Annotated in this window: 18 protein-coding genes; 10 read left to right on the forward strand and 8 right to left on the reverse strand. The window is 53.6% G+C overall.

All coding sequences use genetic code 11. From position 1 onward, the window contains the following. The first annotated feature begins 236 nt into the window (after positions 1 to 236). The 3 genes from aroP to L579_RS13170 all read left to right on the forward strand — a co-directional run bounded on the left by aroP (position 237) and on the right by L579_RS13170 (position 4,133). Entirely contained in the window at positions 237 to 1,592 is a 1,356-nt protein-coding gene (aroP, locus tag L579_RS13160; RefSeq protein ID WP_021184717.1) for an aromatic amino acid transporter AroP, read from the forward strand. Positions 1,593 to 1,764: 172 nt separating this feature from the next. Further along, the gene (locus L579_RS13165; RefSeq protein WP_021184718.1) at positions 1,765 to 3,177 is read left to right on the forward strand and encodes a glycoside-pentoside-hexuronide (GPH):cation symporter; all 1,413 of its coding nucleotides are present in this window, start codon (positions 1,765 to 1,767) and stop codon (positions 3,175 to 3,177) included. Beyond that, positions 3,174 to 4,133: a glycoside hydrolase family 43 protein gene (locus L579_RS13170; RefSeq protein WP_021184719.1), complete on the forward strand. Its 960-nt coding sequence runs from the start codon at positions 3,174 to 3,176 to the stop codon at positions 4,131 to 4,133. The genes L579_RS13165 and L579_RS13170 overlap by 4 nt, the downstream gene beginning before the upstream one ends. Here L579_RS13170 and ampE read toward each other — a convergent pair. Both ampE and ampD read right to left on the reverse strand, forming a co-directional pair. After that, entirely contained in the window at positions 4,115 to 4,969 is an 855-nt protein-coding gene (gene ampE / locus L579_RS13175) for a beta-lactamase regulator AmpE (RefSeq protein WP_021184720.1), read from the reverse strand. The genes L579_RS13170 and ampE overlap by 19 nt on opposite strands. 16 nt (positions 4,970 to 4,985) lie before the next feature. Further along, complete coding sequence (ampD, locus tag L579_RS13180; RefSeq protein WP_021184721.1) at positions 4,986 to 5,537, reverse strand: 1,6-anhydro-N-acetylmuramyl-L-alanine amidase AmpD; 552 nt, start codon at positions 5,535 to 5,537, stop codon at positions 4,986 to 4,988. 182 nt (positions 5,538 to 5,719) lie between these two features. On the opposite strand from ampD, the gene nadC reads away from it, so the two are divergent. The 4 genes from nadC (at position 5,720) to hofC (ending at position 9,813) form a co-directional block, all read left to right on the forward strand. Continuing rightward, positions 5,720 to 6,616, forward strand: coding sequence for a carboxylating nicotinate-nucleotide diphosphorylase (gene nadC / locus L579_RS13185; protein ID WP_021184722.1), 897 nt, complete (start codon positions 5,720 to 5,722; stop codon positions 6,614 to 6,616). Between the two features lie 174 nt (positions 6,617 to 6,790). Then, positions 6,791 to 7,246 carry a prepilin peptidase-dependent pilin gene (gene ppdD / locus L579_RS13190; protein ID WP_021184723.1) on the forward strand — a complete coding sequence of 152 codons (456 nt, stop codon included), beginning with the start codon at positions 6,791 to 6,793 and terminating at the stop codon, positions 7,244 to 7,246. After that, the gene (gene gspE / locus L579_RS13195; RefSeq protein ID WP_021184724.1) at positions 7,233 to 8,621 is read left to right on the forward strand and encodes a type II secretion system protein GspE; all 1,389 of its coding nucleotides are present in this window, start codon (positions 7,233 to 7,235) and stop codon (positions 8,619 to 8,621) included. The genes ppdD and gspE overlap by 14 nt, the downstream gene beginning before the upstream one ends. Then, positions 8,614 to 9,813 carry a protein transport protein HofC gene (gene hofC, locus L579_RS13200; protein WP_021184725.1) on the forward strand — a complete coding sequence of 400 codons (1,200 nt, stop codon included), beginning with the start codon at positions 8,614 to 8,616 and terminating at the stop codon, positions 9,811 to 9,813. The genes gspE and hofC overlap by 8 nt, the downstream gene beginning before the upstream one ends. 98 nt (positions 9,814 to 9,911) lie before the next feature. Here hofC and L579_RS13205 read toward each other — a convergent pair whose 3' ends face one another. Beyond that, on the reverse strand, positions 9,912 to 10,952 hold the full coding sequence (locus tag L579_RS13205) for a GMP reductase (RefSeq protein WP_021184726.1): 1,041 nt from the start codon (positions 10,950 to 10,952) through the stop codon (positions 9,912 to 9,914). A gap of 229 nt (positions 10,953 to 11,181) precedes the next feature. On the opposite strand from L579_RS13205, the gene coaE reads away from it, so the two are divergent. From coaE to yacG, 3 genes are read left to right on the forward strand one after another with little or no spacing between them, the layout of a single operon-like run. Next, positions 11,182 to 11,790, forward strand: coding sequence for a dephospho-CoA kinase (gene coaE, locus L579_RS13210; RefSeq protein WP_021184727.1), 609 nt, complete (start codon positions 11,182 to 11,184; stop codon positions 11,788 to 11,790). Positions 11,791 to 11,794: 4 nt separating this feature from the next. Continuing rightward, entirely contained in the window at positions 11,795 to 12,538 is a 744-nt protein-coding gene (gene zapD, locus L579_RS13215; protein ID WP_021184728.1) for a cell division protein ZapD, read from the forward strand. An 8-nt stretch (positions 12,539 to 12,546) separates the two neighbouring features. Further along, positions 12,547 to 12,744 carry a DNA gyrase inhibitor YacG gene (yacG, locus tag L579_RS13220; RefSeq protein ID WP_021184729.1) on the forward strand — a complete coding sequence of 66 codons (198 nt, stop codon included), beginning with the start codon at positions 12,547 to 12,549 and terminating at the stop codon, positions 12,742 to 12,744. A 24-nt stretch (positions 12,745 to 12,768) separates the two neighbouring features. On the opposite strand, the gene mutT is transcribed toward yacG, so the two are convergent. The 5 genes from mutT to ftsZ all read right to left on the reverse strand — a co-directional run bounded on the left by mutT (position 12,769) and on the right by ftsZ (position 18,985). After that, complete coding sequence (mutT, locus tag L579_RS13225; protein WP_021184730.1) at positions 12,769 to 13,164, reverse strand: 8-oxo-dGTP diphosphatase MutT; 396 nt, start codon at positions 13,162 to 13,164, stop codon at positions 12,769 to 12,771. A gap of 97 nt (positions 13,165 to 13,261) precedes the next feature. Next, positions 13,262 to 15,967, reverse strand: a complete 2,706-nt coding sequence (gene secA, locus L579_RS13230; RefSeq protein ID WP_021184731.1) for a preprotein translocase subunit SecA — start codon at positions 15,965 to 15,967, stop codon at positions 13,262 to 13,264. Between the two features lie 69 nt (positions 15,968 to 16,036). Then, complete coding sequence (gene secM / locus L579_RS13235; RefSeq protein ID WP_021184732.1) at positions 16,037 to 16,543, reverse strand: secA translation cis-regulator SecM; 507 nt, start codon at positions 16,541 to 16,543, stop codon at positions 16,037 to 16,039. A 268-nt stretch (positions 16,544 to 16,811) separates the two neighbouring features. Next, a complete protein-coding gene (gene lpxC / locus L579_RS13240) occupies positions 16,812 to 17,729 on the reverse strand; it encodes a UDP-3-O-acyl-N-acetylglucosamine deacetylase (protein WP_021184733.1) in 918 nt (305 codons plus the stop codon). A gap of 101 nt (positions 17,730 to 17,830) precedes the next feature. Further along, a complete protein-coding gene (gene ftsZ / locus L579_RS13245; RefSeq protein ID WP_021184734.1) occupies positions 17,831 to 18,985 on the reverse strand; it encodes a cell division protein FtsZ in 1,155 nt (384 codons plus the stop codon). Between the last annotated feature and the right edge of the window lie 39 nt (positions 18,986 to 19,024).

The raw sequence follows: 19,024 nt of genomic DNA on the forward strand, positions 1-19,024 counted from the left end.
TTATTACCAATTCATGTCAGAAATACCGCGTCAGCGCGGCAGTGGATGCTGCTGCTTTTCCAGGCGTCTCTTAGCACAAAAAGCAAAAGCAGGTGCAAAGCGTCGCGCTTATCACTATTCTGGTCGCCAAGGTAGCTCACGTATGCACACAGCACGCCAGATACCGTAAATAAATGAGTACGTTATGTAAAAATAGCCTTACATTGGGCGAAAAATAACAACATCACGAGGTTCGTATGGAACAACAGCATGGCGACACGCTGCACCGCGGCTTGAAAAATCGCCATATTCAGCTGATTGCGCTGGGTGGTGCCGTAGGTACTGGTCTGTTTCTGGGTAGCGCTTCAGTCATCAAATCTGCCGGCCCGGCCGTTATTCTGGGCTATGCAATTGCCGGATTTATTGCCTTTCTGATTATGCGCCAATTGGGCGAAATGGTAGTGGAAGAGCCGGTTGCCGGTAGCTTCAGCCATTTTGCCTACAAATATTGGGGCAACTTCGCCGGTTTCGCCTCTGGCTGGAACTACTGGGTGTTGTATGTACTGGTTGCCATGGCCGAGTTAACCGCCGTGGGTAAATATATCCAGTTCTGGTGGCCAGACTTCCCTACCTGGGCAACCGCCGCCATCTTCTTTGTCGTGATCAACGCCATCAACCTGACCAACGTGAAAGTGTTTGGTGAGATGGAGTTCTGGTTTGCCATCATCAAAGTCGTTGCGGTCATTGGTATGATCCTGTTTGGCGGTTGGCTGCTGTTCAGCGGCAATGGCGGGCCGCAGGCGACCGTCAGCAACCTGTGGAACCAGGGCGGCTTCCTGCCGAATGGCTTTGGTGGGTTGGTGATGATGATGGCGATCATTATGTTCTCGTTTGGCGGTCTGGAGCTGGTGGGGATCACCGCTGCGGAAGCCGACAACCCGGAGCAAAGCATCCCTAAAGCGACCAACCAGGTGCTGTGGCGTATCCTGATTTTCTATATCGGCTCACTGGCGGTGCTGCTGTCGCTGCTGCCGTGGACCCGCGTCACCGCTGACACCAGCCCGTTTGTACTGATTTTCCACGAACTGGGTGATGCGCTGGTGGCGAATGCACTCAACGTGGTGATCCTGACGGCGGCACTGTCGGTGTATAACAGCTGCGTTTACTGTAACAGCCGCATGTTGTTCGGCCTGGCGCAGCAGGGCAATGCCCCGAAAGCCCTGTTGAAAGTCGATAAACGCGGTGTACCGGTGGCAACCATTCTGGTGTCTGCGGTAGCAACTGCCCTCTGCGTACTGATTAACTACCTGATGCCTGGCGAAGCCTTCGGCCTGTTGATGTCCCTGGTGGTTTCGGCGCTGGTGATTAACTGGGCGATGATAAGCCTCGCTCACCTGAAATTCCGTAAGAAGAAAGACCAGCAGGGCGTTACCACGCGTTTCCGCGCCATCCTTTACCCGCTGGGTAACTGGATCTGCCTGGTGTTCCTCGCCGGTATTCTGGTGATTATGGCGATTACTCCCGGCATGGCGATTTCGGTCTGGCTGATTCCGGTTTGGCTGGTAGTACTGGCTATCGGCTACGCGATTAAAAACAAAGCGCAGCAAGCGTAAATCTGCCCACTCTGCCCGCCCTTGATCGGCGGGCAGAGATCTTCCTTCTTTAGATCTTCCTCACACTTTTTTCCGCCCAGGTGTTTTGTCCATCATCCTGACCAAATGGTCCCCGCCAGATTGCTGATTTTCCGCTAATAATTTTCCCACTGGTTATTACTGGAGAACAACAATGAAAGGAACCGCGCTCTCATTTCGGGAAAAGCTGGGATACGGCATGGGCGATGCCGGATGTAACATGATTGGCGGTGCCATCATGCTCTTCCTTAACTATTTCTATACCGATGTTTTTGGCCTCGCACCGGCGCTGGTCGGCACCTTATTGCTTTCCGTGCGGGTACTGGATGCGGTGACAGACCCGATTATGGGTGCCATTGCCGATCGCACGCAAAGCCGCTGGGGCCGTTTCCGCCCCTGGCTGCTGTGGATCTCCGTCCCTTATGTTCTGTTTAGCGTGTTGATGTTCACCACTCCGGACTGGAGCTATGAAAACAAGGTCATCTGGGCCTTTGTTACTTACTTTTTGATGTCATTAACCTACACCGCCATCAATATTCCTTACTGCTCGCTGGGTGGTGTCATCACGAATGATCCGGGTGAACGTGTCTCCTGCCAGTCATACCGTTTTGTCATGGTCGGGGTTGCCACATTGATTTTGTCCCTGTCGCTGTTGCCAATGGCCGAGTGGTTTGGCGGCGACAACAAAGCGCGTGGTTATCAGATGGCGATGAGCGTGCTGGCACTGATTGGCCTGGCGATGTTTCTGTTCTGCTTTGCCACGGTACGTGAGCGTATTCGCCCGGCGGTACCCACCAATGATGATTTGAAAAACGACCTGCGTGACGTGTGGAAAAATGACCAGTGGGTACGCATTCTGCTGCTGACATTCTGCAACGTCTGCCCGGGTTTTATCCGCATGGCCGCTACCATGTATTACGTCACCTGGGTAATGGGTCAGTCGACCCATTTTGCCACCTTATTTATCAGCCTGGGCGTCATTGGCATGATGCTGGGCAGCACGCTGGCAAAAGTGCTGACCGATCGCTGGTGCAAATTAAAAGTGTTTTTCTGGACGAACATCGCCCTGGCGCTGTTTTCCTCTGGTTTCTACTGGATCAACCCGCATGCCACTCTGAGCGTGGTGATCGCCTACTTCCTGCTGAATATCCTGCATCAAATTCCTTCACCGCTGCACTGGTCGCTGATGGCCGATGTTGATGATTATGGCGAGTGGAAAACCGGCAAACGCATTACCGGCATGAGCTTCTCTGGCAACCTGTTTTTCCTCAAAGTCGGACTGGCCGTCGCCGGGGCGATGGTCGGTTTCCTGCTCTCCATCTATGGCTATGATGCCGGGGCGAAACAACAATCAGACCAGGCAATCAACGGCATTATGCTGCTATTCACCATTATTCCTGGCGTTGGTTATCTGATCACCGCCGGTGTCGTCCGTCTGCTGAAAGTGGATCGAAAATTGATGCGTACCATTCAGGACGATCTGGCGTTGCGCCGCGCGGACTTTCGCGATCTGCAAACATCACGTCCCTCCTCTGCCGCCGTTATCGAACCCGGAGAAATTAAATGAGTCATTCCTGGCCTAATCCCTTTATCACGCAACGTGCTGATCCTTTTATTCTCCGTCATGACAACGGGTATTACTTTGTCGCGTCAGTGCCTGAATATGATCGTCTGGAAATACGTTATGCAGCCACGCTGGCAGAACTGCCCGAGGCTGAACCGGTTGTGGTTTGGCACAAACCGGACACGGGACCGTTTAGCGCACTGATCTGGGCACCCGAGCTGCATCATATCAACGGCCAGTGGGTGATCTATTTTGCTGCTGCCCCCACGCGTGAAATTAAAGATGGCTTGTTCCAGCACCGCATGTACGCGTTGGTTTGTAGCGATATTGACCCGCTGACCGGCCACTGGCAGCCGGTGCGTCGGGTGCATACGCCGTTAGACAGCTTCTCACTCGACGCCACGCATTTTGTTCATCAGGGAAGAAACTGGTATCTGTGGGCGCAGAAAGATCCCGCTATCCCAGGTAACTCGAATCTTTATCTCGCTGAATTGCTTAATCCCTGGACGCTGAAAGGCACGCCACAGATGCTGAGCCGCCCGGAGTATGAATGGGAATGCGCCGGATTTAGCGTGAACGAAGGTCCGGCGGTGATTCGTCATGGTAAGCGGTTGTTTGTCACCTACTCCGCCAGCGCGACGGATGAAAACTATTGTCTGGGAATTCTCAGCATTGATGCGGATGCCGACCCACTGCAAGCAGCCGCGTGGCAAAAATCAGCGCGCCCGGTCTTCAACACCAGTTGGGACAATCATCAATACGGACCAGGCCACAATAGCTTTACCGTCGACGAACAAGGGAAGGATGTACTGGTTTATCACGCGCGTAACTACACGGAAATTGAGGGCGATCCGTTATGGGATCCTAATCGCCATACGCGGTTGAAATACTTTGCCTGGCGTGAGGACGGCACACCGGATTTTGGTGTGCCGCCCGCCGATCACACCAGCGTACCGTAGATGGTCAGCAGCGCGACCACCACCACCAGCACCAGGGAAATGCGTTTTGCCAGCGCAACAGCCACGCGCGGGGTTTCCACTTTATCAACATGGGGATCCCGCGCCAGGGAGAACTGCGCCAGACTGGTCAACACCTGATATTGCGAGCGATGCCAGTCAGTCAGCGAGGCGAACCAGGCTGGCAACGCTCGCTCACCATGCCCCAGTAACGCGTAGGCAACGCCTGCAAGACGCACCGGAATCCAGTCCAGCAGATGTAGAATGCGGTCAACACCTGATTGCGCGCGTTCCAGCGGAGTATGATGCTTTGCCAGCCAGCTTTGCCAGGCTCGCAGAAAGGCGTAGCCCACCAGCAGCACTGGCCCGTAAGGACCGCCCACCACGAACCAGAACAGCGGAGCCAGATAAAAGCGGAAGTTAATCCAGATCAGCGCGTTCTGAAGCTCACGCAGAAATTCGCGCTCGCTGCACTCAACCGGCACCCCGTGAATCAGCGTCAGCTCTGCCGCCATCGCCTGATGCGCCGCCTGGTCATCGTGACTCGCCGCTTTCAGATAAGTGTGATAATGCAGGCGTACCGAACCTGCGCCAATACACAGCAATCCCACGACAATCCAGAACAACAGCTGCACTACACCAAAAAGCAACCCTTTCAGGCTCCAGACCAGCAGCCAGACAATCAGCATGGCGATAATCGTCATCACCAGAGTGCGAAGCAGCGAAAAATGCCGACGACCACGAAACAATGGCTCCAGCCGATGATCCAGCTGCCAGTGCTCACCCAGCTTAAACAATCGTTCCCAACCTAAAACCAATAACAAGCTAAACAACGTCATACCTGCTCCTGCTGATTCAGGGATTCTCCCGCTTTAAGGCATGTTTATAGCGTACCCAGTCAAATGCCGGTCCCGGATCGGTTTTACGTTCCGGCGCAATATCACTGTGTCCGGTGATACGTTCCGCTGTCAGCGGATAGTGTTGCATCAATAGCTCGGTTACCTGTGCCAGCGTCGCATACTGTGCATCGGTATAGGGCAGAGTATCGGTGCCTTCCAGCTCTATCCCCATCGAAAAATCATTACAATTTTCCCGACCGTCAAACTGCGATGCCCCCGCATGCCAGGCTCGCTGGTCAAAGGAAACATACTGCACCAGTTCACCGTCGCGCCGGATCAGACAGTGCGCAGCCACACGTAAATGGGCAATATCGGCAAAATAAGGATGCGCATCCGCAGGCAGAGTCCCCGTGAACAGACGATCAATCCACGGGCCGCCAAATTCGCCGGGCGGCAAACTGATATTGTGAATAATCAGCACCGAAGGTATTTCATTTTCCGGCCGCTGATTGAAGTGCGGTGAAAGCACCTTACGCGCACTGCTAATCCAGCCATCTTCCAGTTTCATGCCGTTTTCCCTACGTTGAGGTCAGGCTGAGAATAACATGATTCTTTCCGGGAGCTTGTGAGTTAATGCGAAAGGCAGAGGAAGTTAAGGATACTAAACATTTCATCGCCATGAACTGGCATTGACGCAAAAATCAGGCTAAGGTGTGCGCTCATTCTCTCGTCATCTGGAGCAGAAATAGTATGGCATCGCGTCGTTACGATCCCGATCATCGTCGTCAGGCATTGATCAGGCGCATTGAGCAGGACATCCCGGAAGCCGTTGCCGCTGCACTTCGGGAAGACTTAGGCGGCGAAGTGGATGCCGATCGTGACATCACAGCGCTATTGCTCCCGGCAGACAAACAAGCCGAAGCCAAAATCATCACACGCGAAGCCGGTGTTTTCTGTGGTAAACGCTGGGTGGAAGAGGTCTTCATCCAACTGGGTAATAAAGTCACCATCACCTGGCATGTTGAAGATGGGCAAACCCTGACCGCTGACCAGTTGTTGTTTGAACTCCAGGGCCCGGCACGTCTGCTGTTGACGGCGGAACGCACCGCGCTGAATTTTGTACAAACGCTCTCTGGTGTGGCAACCGAAGTCAGTCATTATGTGGCCTTGCTGGCAGGCAGCAATACGCAGTTACTGGATACACGAAAAACCTTACCGGGGCTGCGAACCGCCCTTAAATATGCCGTGCTCTGCGGGGGCGGTAGTAATCATCGTCTCGGTCTGTCTGACGCCTTTCTGATTAAAGAGAACCATATTATCGCCAGTGGCTCGGTGCGCCAGGCCGTGGAGAAAGCGTTGTGGCTGCACCCTGATGTGCCGGTCGAGGTCGAAGTTGAAACGCTGAATGAGCTGCGGGATGCGCTGGATGCGGGTGCCGACATCGTGATGCTCGATAACTTCAGTCTCGAGATGATGCGTGACGCCGTGGTGCTGACACAAAAACGCGCATTACTCGAAGTGTCCGGCAACGTGACAGAAACGACACTGCCGCAAATTGCGCAAACCGGGGTGGATTATGTCTCGGTAGGAGCGTTAACCAAACACGTACGCGCACTTGATCTCTCCATGCGTTTTCGCGAAATCTGATAGTCCCGTCGCGGTGCGCTGCACCGCGAATCTGCGAGGTTGCTTCCAGTTCCCTGTTCAGCAGACTGCAAATGCGGATCTTTTCTGCGTAACGTTTCCAGCCGTTTGATTTCATCGCTTTTTCTTTCCTGCCCCCTTTTTTACCGTGACGGCTCCACAACAAGGAGCCTGCTTATGGAACGACAACGTGGTTTTACCCTCATCGAATTAATGATTGTGATCGGCATTGTGGCCATCCTCAGCGCAATCGGTGTTCCGGCTTATCAAAATTATCTACAACGCGCCGCTCTGACGGATATGTTACAGACGATGGTGCCTTACAAGACGGCGGTGGAACTTTGTGCCATTGAACGTGGCGGCCCAGCTCAATGCCAGGCAGGTGATCGGGGGATACCGGCAGCCAAAGGTTCGCGTTATGTCGCGACACTTGCCGTCATCAACGGCGTCATCACGCTGACCGGGCAGGAAAGCCTGTCAGGATTAACGGTGGAGATGCAACCGGTGTGGAACAGCACCGATGGCACGCTTGACTGGCAACGTAGCTGTAACAGCGACAACAGCACCCTGCGCGAAAACTGCCTGGAACAGTTCCGCTTTGCTGACAAAGGTGGACGTCATGGAGAAGCCTGATGACATGCTCAAGACGCTGTGTCGGCGTCATAACGCTATAATCCTGCATCATGATGACACTTTGCTGCGCGTGGCTGTGTCCGGTACACCTGAACCGGCGCTGCTGGAGGCACTGCAATTTGCCAGTCAGTGCAAAGTCGAGGTGGAGTGCTGGCCAGCCGCCCGAATCGAGCAGCAACTCCACGAGCCGGGGCGTTCTGAGATGCCCAAAGAACAGGCTGCGGTGGAGTCTGCCATCAACGCAGTGGAGTATATTCTGCGCCAGGCATTACAACGTCGTGCATCCGATGTCCATTTTGAGCCACAGCATCACGCGTTGCGTGTTCGGCTGCGTATTGATGGTGTCCTGCACAAGCTGGCGCAATTACCCGATGCTCAACCCGCTGCGGTGCTGGCCCGGTTGAAAATTCTCGGCGGGCTGGATATTGCTGAACGACGATTGCCGCAGGATGGGCAATTTACCCTGGAACTGGAAGGGAAGCAGGCCGCCTTTCGTCTCTCCACCTTACCCATCAGCCACGGAGAGAAAGCGGTTGTACGTTTAATGCAGAGCGAAAATAGCGCGATTGCGCTGGATAAACTCGGCATGCCGACCAGCCAGTTGCGTCAGTTCAGCACGGCACTGGCGAAACCACAGGGGTTGATTCTGGTAACCGGCCCAACCGGTAGCGGCAAAACCTTCACCCTTTACAGCGGATTGAGTGCACTCAATGTGCCGGAAAAAAACGTCTGTAGTGTTGAAGATCCGGTGGAAATTCCGCTTGAAGGTATCAACCAGACACAAATTCAGCCCCGCAGTGGGCTGGATTTTAATCTGGTGTTGCGCGCCTTATTGCGCCAGGACCCGGACATCATCATGGTGGGTGAAATACGTGATGCGGAGACGGCGGGGATTGCCGTCAAAGCCGCGCAAACCGGTCATCTGGTCCTCTCTACGCTGCATACCAACTCAACCGCTGAAACCCTGACGCGGCTACGGCAAATGGGGATCCCCGGCTATCTGCTAGGTCCGGCGCTGCAACTGATTGTTGCACAACGGCTGGTAAGACGCCTGTGTATACATTGCCGCCAACCGGGGCAGGCAATTGCTCACCTGCCCCCCGAATTATGGCCGGGAACGCTTCAGACCTGGCGGGCTCCGGGGTGCGACCACTGTTTTTCTGGCTACTATGGGCGGTTGGCACTTTTCGAACTCCTGCCCATGACCGCCAAATTGCAGAACGCCATCTCTGCTGATATGCCATTGGAGCATCTGCTCTCACTGGCAAATCAGCAGGGAATGAAAACGCTGGTCGCCGCCGGACTGGAAGCGGTCAGTCGAGGGGAAACCTCACTGGAAGAGATGCAACGCGTGGTTGGATTGGGCAATGGCTAATCTCTATCATTTTCGCTGGCAGGCACTGGATAGCGCGGGTTTACTGCAAAACGGTGAATCATTAATCTCCACCCCGGATGCACTGCTGCACCAGTTGGCGGATCGTGGAATGATGGCCGTGAGTTGGAAACGGGGGAAGTGCTGGCGTGCACGCGACTGGAAGTGGCAGCAAAAAAGCAACCTCATCCAACAACTTGCCACGCTGCTCAAGGCAGGACTTCCTCTGGCAGAAAGCCTGGCTCTGCTTGCCGAAGGACATCCCGATATCGGCTGGCGTACATTACTCAGAGGGTTGCAGCAACGGGTGCTTGCCGGAGTACCCTTTTCCCAGGCATTACGCGACTGGCCGCAAATTTTCCCGCCGTTGTTTCCGGCATTAATGCAGGTAGGAGAACTTACCGGGCAATTAGACGAATGTTGCCGCCAACTGGCGCAACAGCAAACCGGCCAACAGCTTTTGCGTCAGAAAGTGGTCAAGGCACTGCGCTATCCATTGTTCATTATGCTGGTCGCGATAGCAGTGAGTGCTGGCATGCTGCTATTTGTCTTGCCGGAATTTGTCTCGGTGTACGCCAGCTTCGATGCACCACTCCCGGCACTCACTGCCGGTGTGATGGCATTATCAGCCTTGCTACAGGCGGTTGCTTTACCGTTACTGTTGACCTGCGGAGCCGTTGCCATTCTGGTTCAACAATTTTATCGACGATCTCCCCGCTGGCAGCGTCAATGCCAACTTTGGCTATTGCGGCTGCCATTGCTGGCACCGTTATGGCGCGGCAGCCAGCTCACGCAAATTTATGACATTCTGCAACTGACACAGCGGGCCGGCCTGACCTTACTGCAAAGTTTGCAAGCGGTGGAAGTCACACTGGCTGCCCGACTCTGGCGTGAGGCTATCAGGGAATTGCAGCAACATATTGCCGCTGGCGCACCCTTGCACCAGGCTCTGCTACAACATCAATTGTTCACTCCCCTATGTGCCCAACTCATTAAAGTGGGTGAAGAGGTAGGTGCTTTAGATGTCATGCTGTCACGCCTGGCGGAATGGCATCGGCAGAATACGCTGAGCCGCGCAGAGTCTCTGGCCGCAGCACTTGAACCCATGATGATGGTCGTGATTGGCGGCATCGTGGGGACACTGGTAATTGCGATGTATCTGCCGGTATTTGGCCTGGGTGATGCTATTCGCTGATGGGCGTGCATTTTTATTCGTAGCGGCGTGATTATTCGCGCAATTTCGTACACGAAGTCAGAAAAGGCCGCGCGATAAATCGCGCCGCTACCGGTGAATCAGCGAGTAAATACCCGATTTTCCTGTTCCGCCACACGAATAAAAGTGGTGCGTTTGGTCAGCTCTTTGAGTCTTTCCGCCCCAACATAAGTACATGCCGATCGCAGGCCACCGAGGATATCTTTAATCGTGTCGTCAACCGGACCACGCAGCGGCAGCCGAACGGTTTTGCCCTCTGCCGCACGGTACTGCGCAACACCACCAACATGGCGCTTCATGGCTGATTCTGAACTCATGCCATAAAACAGCATAAATTGCTCACCCTGCTCCTCAACGATAGTGCCTTCACACTCATCATGTGCCGCCAGCATACCGCCAAGCATGACAAAATCGGCTCCGCCACCAAAGGCTTTGGCGATATCACCCGGTACGGCACAACCGCCATCACTGACGATCTGCCCCCCCAGCCCATGAGCAGCATCTGCACATTCAATCACGGCTGAAAGCTGCGGATAACCCACCCCAGTTTTCACGCGTGTGGTGCAGACTGAGCCGGGACCAATACCCACTTTCACGATATCCGCACCAGACAAAATCAGTTCTTCCACCATTTCTCCGGTGACCACATTACCGGCACAAATCGTTTTATCCGGGAAACTCTCGCGCGCACGTTGCAGGAACGCGACAAAGTGCTCGGAATAACCATTAGCAACATCGATGCAGATAAAGTTAAGTTGAGGTGAAAGCGCCAGAACGGCACTGAGTTTGCTGAAGTCTGCTTCTGACGTACCGGTAGACACCATTACATGCCCCAGCACCGATGCGGGCACGCGCTGAATAAACGCCTGCCAGTCTTCGACGCTGTAGTGTTTGTGCACGGCGGTCAGCACGCCAAATCCTGCCAGCGCTTCTGCCATAGTGAAAGTACCGACCGTATCCATATTAGCGGCGATAACCGGTACGCCAGTCCAGCTTAGAGCAGAGTGTTTAAAGGTAAAAGTACGCTCGAGTTCAACATCTGAACGGCTTTTGAGAGTGGAACGTTTAGGGCGGATCAGTACGTCTTTAAATCCCAGTTTTACATCTTCTTCAATACGCATAACGGGTGTCCTGGTTAGTGGCATCGAACCTCAGTTCGGGTAGCGCTCACGGCTCCAGTGTCGTTATCATACGCGCCATTCGTTCTGCGACAAGACTGCGAATTTCACTTTATTTAAGCTACAATCCGTTAAATTTAGCTGAGAAAATCGATTGTGATCCTGCTCTCATCTTGCCTTAAGTTTTACGCAGGTTGTGGCAGCATGACGGTGCAGATTCCAGGAAAACGCTATGCCTTTTACCGTTGCGCTAACGGGTGGCATTGGCAGTGGTAAATCCACCATCGCCAATGCCTTCGCGGCGCTGGGTGCCGAGATCATCGACGCCGACTCCATTGCCAGAGAAGTAGTTGAACCGGGTACGCCAGCATTGCAGGCGATCGTTAAACGTCATGGCGAATCGATCCTGACGGCAGAAGGCACGCTTTATCGTGCACGGTTGCGCGAAATTATTTTTCAGCAGCCGCAGGAAAAAAACTGGCTGAACCAATTGTTGCATCCATTAATTAATGCGCGAACTCAGCAGTTAAAGGCACTCACTACCTCACCTTATGTGCTGTGGGTGGTGCCGTTGCTGGTGGAAAACGGCCTGCAACATCAGGCAAATCGCGTGCTGGTGGTGGATGTGGATGAGGCAACCCAATTGCAGCGTACGCAACAACGCGACGGGATATCCCTCGCGCAAGCCCAAAATATTCTTGCCGCGCAGGCCAGCCGACAACAGCGCCTGGCCGTCGCGGATGACATCATCGATAATAGCGGCACGCCTGATGATGCGCTGCCGCGTGTTGCTGAACTTCACCAGTGCTACTTGCGTCTGGCCGCAGCAGAACAGGATTAACATCATGAGTACAGTCGTTCTGTTTGAACATCCCCTGAATGAGAAAATGCGTACCTGGTTACGCGTCGAATTTCTGCTTAACCAATTGCACGAAACCATCCCCGTCACCAGTTCCGTTTCCGCACTGGGTGTCTTCCGCATTCTTGCCGATTTGCTGGACATCTTTGAACGGGGTGACATGCGCACTGAACTGCTGAAAGAACAGGAACGCCAGCAACAAAAATTGCGCGCCTGGCTCGATGTCCCGGGAGTGGATCTGCAACGAGTGCAGACGTTAAGCAAACAGCTAAAACAGCAATCGAGCGAGCTGTTGCAGGCACCCCGTATGGGCCAGCAATTACGTGAAGATCGTCTGATTGGGCTGGTTCGTCAGCGCCTGAGCATTCCTGGTGGTTGCTGTAGTTTTGATTTGCCCGGCCTGCATATTTGGTTGCATCTCGAACAAACGATGCGTGATGCACAGGTCAACGCCTGGCTGGAATCGCTTAATCCACTGCGTAACAGCCTTGCGATGATCCTTGATTTAGTTCGCCAATCGGGTGTGTTTCGCAATCAAACCAGCCTGAACGGGTTTTATCAGGATAACGCCGAAGGTGCTGATTTGTTGCGGCTGCAACTCACACTGGAAGATGCCTTATATCCGCAAGTCTCCGGCCATAAGAGCCGTTATGCCATTCGCTTCCTGCCGCTTGACAGTGAACGTGGTGAAGTACCCGAACGACTTAACTTTGAACTGGCCTGTTGTTAGAGGATGTTATGCAGGAAGAGATGATTGTTGTACCTTGCCCCAATTGCGGTAAAGACGTGATGTGGGACGAACTGAGTCCCTGGCGCCCATTTTGTAGCAAACGTTGCCAGCTGATTGATTTAGGCGAATGGGCAGCAGAAGAAAAACGTATTGCGAGCAGCGGTGATATGACCGACAGCGACGACTGGAGCGAAGAACAACAGTAACTATCAGGGGCCTGGCCCCTGATATCAGATTTCGCCCGCCACCAGGCGTGCAATCAATGCATGGTTTGCGGGTGGGAATTCTTCTGCAACCAAGGCTGTTTGTTCGACCCAGCGTTGCGGCTGCCCTTCCTTACCCCAGGGCTCGCCATGCCAACCTTCCACCAGAAAGAAATGCAGCGTGACACGCAAATCTTCATAGCTGTGATCAGCCTGCCCAATTGGCTGAGCTGCCGTCACTTCAATACCCGTCTCTTCCATTAGCTCACGCTTCAACGCCTGTTCAGCGGTTTCGTCCTGTTCGATTTTGCCGCCAGGAAACTCCCATTTGTTAGCCATGTGGGAACTTGCTGCACGTTGAGCAAGGAAGATCTGGTGACTGGCATTGCGAATGATGCCCACCGCGACTTGCAGGTGTTTCATAAGCTGAATTCCGCTAAAAGAATAAAATGAGTCGCTGATTCTAAAGCAGTCACCGTGAAAACGCATAAAAAAAGGAGCCAATCGGCTCCTTTCTTTATCAGGCCAGACGGCCGTGGCACTGCTTATATTTTTTACCTGAACCACACGGGCAAGGATCGTTACGACCGACCTTGCGTTCGCCGCCCTGCGCCGCCAGCGCGGCAGCCGCTGCGGTCTCATCATCCACATGACTCAACTGCTGCTGCTGTGCCAGACGCTCAGCTTCTTCACGACGCTGTTGCTCCATCGCTTCAACTTCTTCCGGCATACGCACCTGAACTTTGCTCAGGGTGCTGATCACTTCGTATTTCAGCGATTCCAGCATGGCGGCAAACATGGAGAAAGATTCGCGCTTGTATTCCTGCTTCGGATCTTTCTGCGCGTAACCACGCAGATGAATACCCTGACGCAGATAATCCATCGCCGCCAGATGCTCTTTCCACAGTGAGTCCAGCGTTTGCAGCATCACGCCTTTTTCAAAGTTACGCATCATTTCCACGCCCACCACTTCTTCTTTGGCAGCGTAGCTTTCTGTCGCATGCTTCATGATGCGCTCGCGCAGCGTCTCTTCATGCAGGTCAGGTTCTTTATCCAGCCATTCCGCAATCGGCAGATCCAGGTCGAAATCAGTACGCAGACGCTCTTCAAGGCCAGGCACATCCCACATTTCCTCCAGCGACTGCGGCGGAATATAGGTGTCGATGGTTGCTTTAAACACATCCTCACGGATGCTGTTGATGGTTTCTGATACGTCAGACACATCCAGCAGCTCGTTACGCTGGCTGTAGATCGCGCGGCGCTGATCGTTAGCAACATCATCATACTCAAGCAGCTGCTTACGGATGTCGAAGTTACGGCTTTCTACTTTACGCTGCGCATTGGCAATCGCTTTGGTTACCCACGGGTGTTCAATCGCTTCACCTGGCTTCATCCCCAGCTTACGCATCATGTTAGAGACACGATCAGAGGCGAAGATACGCATCAATGCATCTTCCATTGACAGGTAGAAACGTGAAGAACCGGCGTCACCCTGACGGCCCGCACGGCCACGCAGCTGGTTATCGATACGACGGGATTCATGGCGCTCAGTACCGATGATATGTAAACCACCGGCGGCCAGAACTGCTTCATGACGCTGCTGCCAGGCGGCTTTGATTTCTTCAATCTGTGCGTCGGTTGGCGCTTCCAGCTCCGCCACTTCCGCATGCCAGTTACCACCCAGCATAATGTCAGTACCACGACCCGCCATGTTTGTGGCGATGGTCACAGCACCAGGCTGACCAGCCTGTGCCACGATATCTGCTTCGCGGGCGTGGAATTTGGCGTTCAGTACGCTGTGTTTGATGCCGGCACGCGTCAGTTCGTTGGATACCACTTCAGATTTTTCAATTGAAATAGTACCCACCAGCACCGGCTGCCCATTGGCAGTACAGGCACGAATATCTTCAATGATGGCATCAATCTTCTCTTTCTCGGTCATGTAGACCAGATCGGCCATATCTTTACGCACCATCGGACGGTTGGTTGGCACCACGATGGTATCGAGTTTGTAGATCGAGCTAAATTCAAAAGCTTCGGTATCCGCTGTACCGGTCATACCGGCCAGTTTTTCGTAGATACGGAAATAGTTCTGGAAAGTGATGGACGCCAGCGTCTGGTTTTCGTTCTGGATCTCCACGCCTTCTTTGGCTTCAACCGCCTGATGCAGACCATCTGACCAACGACGACCCTGCATCGTACGACCGGTGTGTTCATCAACGATCACAACCTCACCATCTTTAACGATGTAGTCAACGTCACGGGTGAACAACGCATGCGCACGCAGAGCCGCAGTGACATGGTGCATCAGCATAATGTTGGTCGGTGAATAGAGAGATTCACCCTCATCCATAATGTTCTGGCTAACCAGCAGTTCTTCGACTTTAACCAGACCGCGCTCAGTCATATGTGCCTGACGCGCTTTTTCATCCACCCAGAAGTCACCTTCGCCCTGGAAAGTATCGGAATCTTCTTTTTCCTGACGGATCAGGTGCGGGATGATTTTGTTGACCTTGATATACAGGTCAGAGCTGTCTTCAGCCGGGCCAGAGATGATCAGCGGCGTACGCGCTTCATCGATCAGGATGGAGTCGACCTCATCCACCAGCGCATAATGCAGTTTACGCTGCACGCGCTCTTCCGGGCTGAAAGCCATGTTGTCACGCAGATAGTCGAAACCATACTCGTTGTTGGTACCGTAGGTGATATCGGCAGCATAGGCAGCGCGTTTGGCAATTGACGGCATACCTGGCAGGTTGATACCCACGGTCAGACCAAGGAATTCAAACAGCGGACGGTTATTTTCGGCGTCACGTTGAGCAAGGTAATCGTTCACGGTTACGACGTGGACGCCTTTGCCACTCAGGGCATTCAGGTAAGCAGGCAGCGTAGCTGTCAGGGTTTTACCTTCACCGGTACGCATCTCAGCGATGCAACGTTCGTTGAGTACCATGCCGCCAATCAACTGCACGTCGAAGTGGCGCATGCCAAACACACGCTTACTTGCCTCACGTACGGTGGCGAAGGCTTCCGGGATCAAGCTTTCCAGGCTTTCACCTTTTTCCAGACGCTCGCGGAATAAACCCGTTTTCGCTTTCAGTTCGTCATCGGAGAGCTTTTCAAAATCCGGCTCCATCTTATTGATGACATCCACGACTTTGCGCATGCGGCGCAGAGTACGATCATTGCTACTACCAAAAACTTTAGTTAATAATTTGATTAACATGATAATTATTTTCTCAATTCAGTCGTGACACCACGAACTGCGCAATCTAAACAAAGTGAGTGAAAAAGGTTAGCAGTTGAGCAATGAAGGTCCGGCGCGAATGCCCTGAAGAGCAGACAACCAGAAAGCGGGGGTATTAATTTGCGGTTCTGAGACGCGAACAGCACGTTGCGGTTCGGCAACCATCTGTGGCATCGCCGGTGAAGTCAGCAATGCTTGTAATGAATCGATGAGCGCCAGCTTTTGTGCTGCCAGCGGAGCCGCCTGATCACTCTGCGCCTGCGCCGGTGGCGTCATGCTGAAAGAGAGATGGCGAATAACGGTGCGAATGGCATGTTGATGCCAGTAATCGACATTAAAACTTGGGCGGCGTGCCGTTTCCTGGAGACGGATCAGGTGGTCGAAACGGACGATATTACCGACAAACAGGCTGCTGACAGGCGTATCAGCGGAAGTAGGTTCGGAGGTTTGCGCACACGCGGGCAAGCCAAAACTGGCTGCAACCATCCCCAACAGGAGATGCGGCCAGAAGTAGCGTCTGCCAAATTGTCGCCAGCGTGAGAAAATCCCGATCACAACCCGTCCACAATGCTTCAGTAAAATAGTATTCCCGCCTGCGGCGGTACTTACCCTGCCAATTCAGGCGCCTGATAATAGCATTTATGTGTGGCTTCCACACCAGTGATTCAATGGTCGTCGGGCGAATTCACGCTTTTTCGTACAAGAACTAACCCGTGTTGGCAGTGAAATGCGAGTCGTTACGCAGAAAGGATAGAGAATAAAAAAACGGCAGGTTCCACTGACCGGAGAGAGTGTCAGGGAGACCCGCCGTTTTATGTCTGACTTACGCCAGAACCAGATTGGGTGCTTTGAATGCCAGCGGCAGTTCAGCTTCGTCTTCGAAGGTTGCCCATTCCCAGGCTTCCTGCTTCGCCAGTACCGCTTGCAGCAGCTTGTTGTTCAATGCATGGCCTGATTTAAAGGCGGTAAACGCGCCAATAACGTTGTGGCCGCACATAAACAGGTCGCCGATCGCGTCCAGCATTTTGTGACGAACGAACTCATCCTCAAAGCGCAGACCTTCTTCGTTCAGTACGCGGAAATCATCGAGGCCAATCGCACAATCTAAACTACCGCCCAGGCACAGGCCTTTAGACTGCAGATATTCGATTTCACGCATAAAGCCGAAAGTACGCGCACGGCTGATCTGGCGAACAAACGCCTCGGCCGAGAAGTTCAGCTGATAGCGCTGCGAACTTGAATCAATTGCCGGATGTTTGAAATCGATGGTGAAGTCGAGTGAGAAACCATTGTACGGTTTAATCTCTGCCCACTTGTCGCCATCTTCAACGCGCACCGCTTGCTTAACACGCACAAATTTCTTCGCGCTGTTCAGCTCTTCGATGCCCGCATCCATCAGCAGATAGATAAAAGGTGCAGCACTGCCGTCCATGATCGGGATTTCCGGCGCATCAACTTCAACAATGATGTTGTCGATACCCAGACCCGCCAGCGCGGCATTCAGGTGTTCTACGGTCGAAATACGCACGCCTTCATCATTCACCAGGCAAGTACTCAGCATGGTGTCGCGCACGTATTTTGCATCAGCCGGGAAATCTACCGGTGGATTCAAGTCTGTGCGACGATAGATGACCCCGGTATTAGCCGACGCAGGGCGTAAGGTCAGCGTGACTTTTTTGCCGGTATGTAAACCGACGCCAGTCGCCTGAACAATACGTTTTAATGTCCTTTGTTTGATCATCGCATTATCTCGCAATATTACCCATCCGACCGCCAGTATAAATTACCGGCGGGCGAACACTTTAGCACAAAGAGCGGAGAATCCCAATTCTCGGGATATTCTTAGTCGGCCTGCTTACGCAGAAACGCCGGAATATCCAGATAGTCAGGCTCTTTGCTTGACGAAGCAGCCGGGTCGTTAACCACTTTCGCAGCAGGTTTTTGCTCCTGCGGCAGCGGCGCCATGCCATGCTGCTGGTAACGATGGTCCATCACTGGCTGGCTGGCCGGTTTGTTGGTCACCAGGGTGATTTCCGGACGCTTGTCCATACCGATACCGGTCGCGACCACGGTCACACGCAGTTCATCGTTCATCTCTGGATCCAGAGAAGTACCGATTACCACGGTAGCGTTGTCTGAAGCGAAGGCACGGATGGTGTTACCCACGGTTTCGAACTCGTCGAGACGCAGATCGAAGCCAGCGGTGATGTTAACCAGCACCCCACGCGCGCCAGACAGGTCGATATCTTCCAGCAGCGGGCTGGAGATCGCCATTTCGGCCGCTTCTTCCGCACGGTCTTCACCACATGCCACGCCAGAACCCATCATGGCGTAACCCATCTCTGACATCACCGTACGTACGTCGGCGAAGTCAACGTTCATCAGACCCGGACGGGTAATCAGCTCGGCGATACCCTGCACCGCACCTTTCAGTACGTCGTTAGCTGCACCGAAGGCATCCAGCAGAGAAATGCCACGACCCAGCACTTTCAGCAGCTTGTCGTTCGGAATCGTGATCAGTGAATCGACATGCTTCGACAGTTCAGCGATACCCTGCTCGGCAAAAGCCATGCGCTTTTTACCTTCGAAGTTGAAGGGCTTAGTCACCACCGCAACGGTCAGGATACCCAAATCTTTCGCGACTTCTGCAACCACCGGTGCCGCACCCGTACCGGTGCCGCCGCCCATGCCCGCCGCAATAAACACCATGTCTGCCCCATCCAGCGCAGAACGCAGTGCTTCGCGATCTTCTTCCGCTGAGGTGCGACCGACTTCCGGGTTTGCACCCGCACCCAGACCCTTGGTGATATTGGTCCCGATCTGGATAGTCTGGCCGACCGCCGTTTTACGTAACGCCTGCGCGTCGGTGTTCACAGCGAAGAATTCCACACCTTCGATACGCTCGCGTACCATGTGTTCTACGGCGTTGCCACCGCCACCGCCGACGCCGATGACTTTAATCACCGCGTCATTGGTCAATTCCATAGGTTCAAACATGATTTCTCTCCGTTATGTGCCTGTCGCCTGGAGATCATA

Source organism: Pantoea sp. AS-PWVM4, from assembly GCF_000468095.1.
In the GTDB taxonomy this organism is placed as follows: domain Bacteria; phylum Pseudomonadota; class Gammaproteobacteria; order Enterobacterales; family Enterobacteriaceae; genus Pantoea; species Pantoea phytobeneficialis.